We start from the raw sequence: 2,862 nt of genomic DNA on the forward strand, positions 1-2,862 counted from the left end.
AAATTTATCAAGCGTGCCTTGTAATATAGATTCAAACTTTACTTTTTACTTTAGTAGACTATCTGGTAAAGAATATTAATCTCCTTATTTCCTCAACAAGAAGTTGACTCACATCTTAACATGACCAAATGAAACGATCATTTTGCTTTCCACAGAAAAAAAGCCTGGTCACACCAGACTTTTAGTAAAAAACTCTTCATATAATGCTTGTACTGCTTTCTTCTCGTCAGATGCTTTTACACCGAACATCATGCTTACTTCCGATGAACCTTGGTTAATCATTAGAATATTTACACCACTTCTTGCAAAAGCTGCAGCAGCTCGTGACATTGTTCCAATCGCTTGTCGCATTCCTTCACCAACAATCATAATCATTGCTAAATCATGTTCAATATGAACTTCATCGGCATGTAATTCAGTTTTAATCCGCTCGAGTACTTTTCTTTCCGTTGCTAAATCCAGCTGACTTTGCCGTAAAATCACTGAAATATCATCAATCCCAGATGGCGTATGTTCATATGACAAATGGAAATCTTCCAAAATTTGCAGAAGACGACGACCAAAACCAATCTCTCTATTCATTAAATATTTATTTACATAGATATTACTAAAACCGGTATCACTGGCTATTCCTACAACCGGACCGTTCTGGTTATTCCGATGATGAACAATTTTCGTCCCCGGATGATTTGGATTATTTGTATTTTTTATATTAACAGAAACTCCGGCACGAAATACAGGAATAAGTGCCTCATCATGGAATACGCCAAAACCGCCGTAAGATAACTCCCGCATTTCTTTGTACGTAATTTCATGAATTTCTTTCGGGTTGTAAACAAAATTCGGATTAACGGTATAGACGGCATCGACATCCGTGAAGTTTTCATAAACGGTTGCTCCAACGGCACTGGCCAAGATCGATCCCGTTATATCTGAGCCCCCGCGAGAAAAAGTAACTATTTCACCTGTTTTTGAATAACCGAAAAATCCTGGAAATATCAAAATTCCTGACCTGTCACGAAGTTTTTTCAATTGCTCATATGCTTCAGGGAGCACTTGGGCATTTCCCGGCTCATCAGTTAAAAACAAACCTGCTTCTTTCGGATTTACATAGTGTGCTTCAACACCACAGGATTGAAAATAAGCGGCAATCAACTTAGCGCTGTTATCCTCTCCGCTTGCCTTTACTGCATCCATAAATCGGGAAGCGTTCGATCGATCCCCATGTAAAATTTCTTGTAAATCAGCGGCAATCCGATCAATAATATGCTCGGATAGCCCCAGTTCGTGGGCAATTTCTGCATAACGATCAACAACAGCCCGAAAAGCTTCTTTCCCATTTCCCGTTTTACAATATTCTTCCCCGCATTTAATCAGCAAATCTGTAACTTTTATATCATCCTTTTTTCTTTTTCCGGGCGCTGAAACGACAACTATTTTTCGTTCAGGATCTGCTGTAACAATTTGAAAAACTTTTTTAATCTGCTCAGCTGACGAAACAGAAGTCCCGCCAAATTTTACGACTTTCATGAAATTTCCACCACCATTTTTCTGCCAAAAATATCTATGAATCTTATTATCGCTTGAATTTAGTTCGATTGCAATTCTTTTTTTATAACTTTCTCTCTTTTTGAATAATGTAACCTCTCGAAATGAATGAGATAAAGATTGTTTGAATTTGAAAGAAGGTCAAATTTGGTAGATTATACCGTAAAAAGGATTAATAGATTCCTAGCAAAACTTTTTATCCTTGGTCTTAGAAAGAATAATTTTACCAAAATCACTGAAATAAAGGTTATATACTATCTATTACAAATATGGGCAAATTTTCCCTACACTTGTAGGAAACGAGTTTGCATTTAGTGTAAAAAAGCATTAGTTAATGTCTAATCGATTCCTTTTTGTTTAATTTTAATTACTTTAATTTATCGAAATCAATAATAAACATTAATTTTCCTTATTGATTGTCATGAAATATACTATATAGAGGAGGTGGTTTAGTTGGAATACATCGCTTTATTCTTTACAGGTATGGTCGCAACCACTTTGGGAACTTTAGCAGGAGGTGGAGGATTAATTAGTTTACCTGTCATGCTTCTTTTAGGCATTCCCATCCACTCAGCTATTGGTGCAAATAAAGTATCCAATACAGTTAGCGCGTTTTCCAGTTTCTTATATTTACTTAAACATGGACAAATTTCATTTAAAGAGTCTTTTTGGGTTATCCCGATTAGTGTTATAGGCGGTATCAGCGGAGGGATAATCGCTTCTATTCTTTCATCGAAATATTTGTTTATTCTAGCAATTTTTTTACTTATGTTTGCTTTTATTTCATCTTTTTTTGGTAAAGATCAATTTCAAGGGAATCAAAAATTGACGATAAACAAAATCAGTTTGCCTGGACTATACTCCATCGGTATTTATGACGGCTTATTTGGTCCCGGCCAGGGGACTTTGCAACTTTATTTATTTGGTTATTTAAAAATTTCATACTTGAGGGCGATTGCATATAGCAGACTTGCTACTTTTTCAAGCTGTTTTGGGGCAGCTGCAACATATATTACGACGGGACATATCATTTGGTCATATACCATTTGTTTATTACTTGGATCTTTAAGCGGTGCCCAAGTAGGTGTCCGCATTGCTGAAAAATTAAAACCAAAAATTATAAAACCATTATTACGTGTGGTTACTGTTGCTCTCATTTTCCAAATCATCGTGAATCAACTTTCGGGTAATTAGGATGTAGTAAAATCAGAACCTCTTATTATTAAAGTCACAAGTGTTCTCTCCTAATTCAAAGATAATATCCTTAAGTTTCGCACCTTAGAAAACCAATCAAATTAACGAGATTAATTCTCG

At 35.7% G+C, this 2,862-nt stretch carries 2 protein-coding genes; one reads left to right on the forward strand and one right to left on the reverse strand.

Going from position 1 to position 2,862, the window contains the following annotated elements; all coding sequences use genetic code 11:
• Positions 1–168: 168 nt before the first annotated feature.
• Complete coding sequence (locus BT1A1_RS09090; protein ID WP_034770358.1) at positions 169–1,530, reverse strand: aspartate kinase; 1,362 nt, start codon at positions 1,528–1,530, stop codon at positions 169–171.
• Positions 1,531–2,001: 471 nt separating this feature from the next.
• Between BT1A1_RS09090 and BT1A1_RS09095 the strand changes: the two genes are divergently transcribed.
• Entirely contained in the window at positions 2,002–2,742 is a 741-nt protein-coding gene (locus BT1A1_RS09095; protein ID WP_034770361.1) for a sulfite exporter TauE/SafE family protein, read from the forward strand.
• Positions 2,743–2,862: the final 120 nt, after the last annotated feature.

It is taken from the genome of Caldibacillus thermoamylovorans, from assembly GCF_000751775.1.
Classification (GTDB): Bacteria; Bacillota; Bacilli; order Bacillales; family Caldibacillaceae; genus Caldifermentibacillus; species Caldifermentibacillus hisashii.

What these genes read in the sequence shown, in the direction of transcription:
- BT1A1_RS09090 (WP_034770358.1), bottom strand. Translation starts at nt 1,530, where the DNA reads ATGAAAGTCGTAAAATTTGGCGGGACTTCTGTTTCGTCAGCTGAGCAG.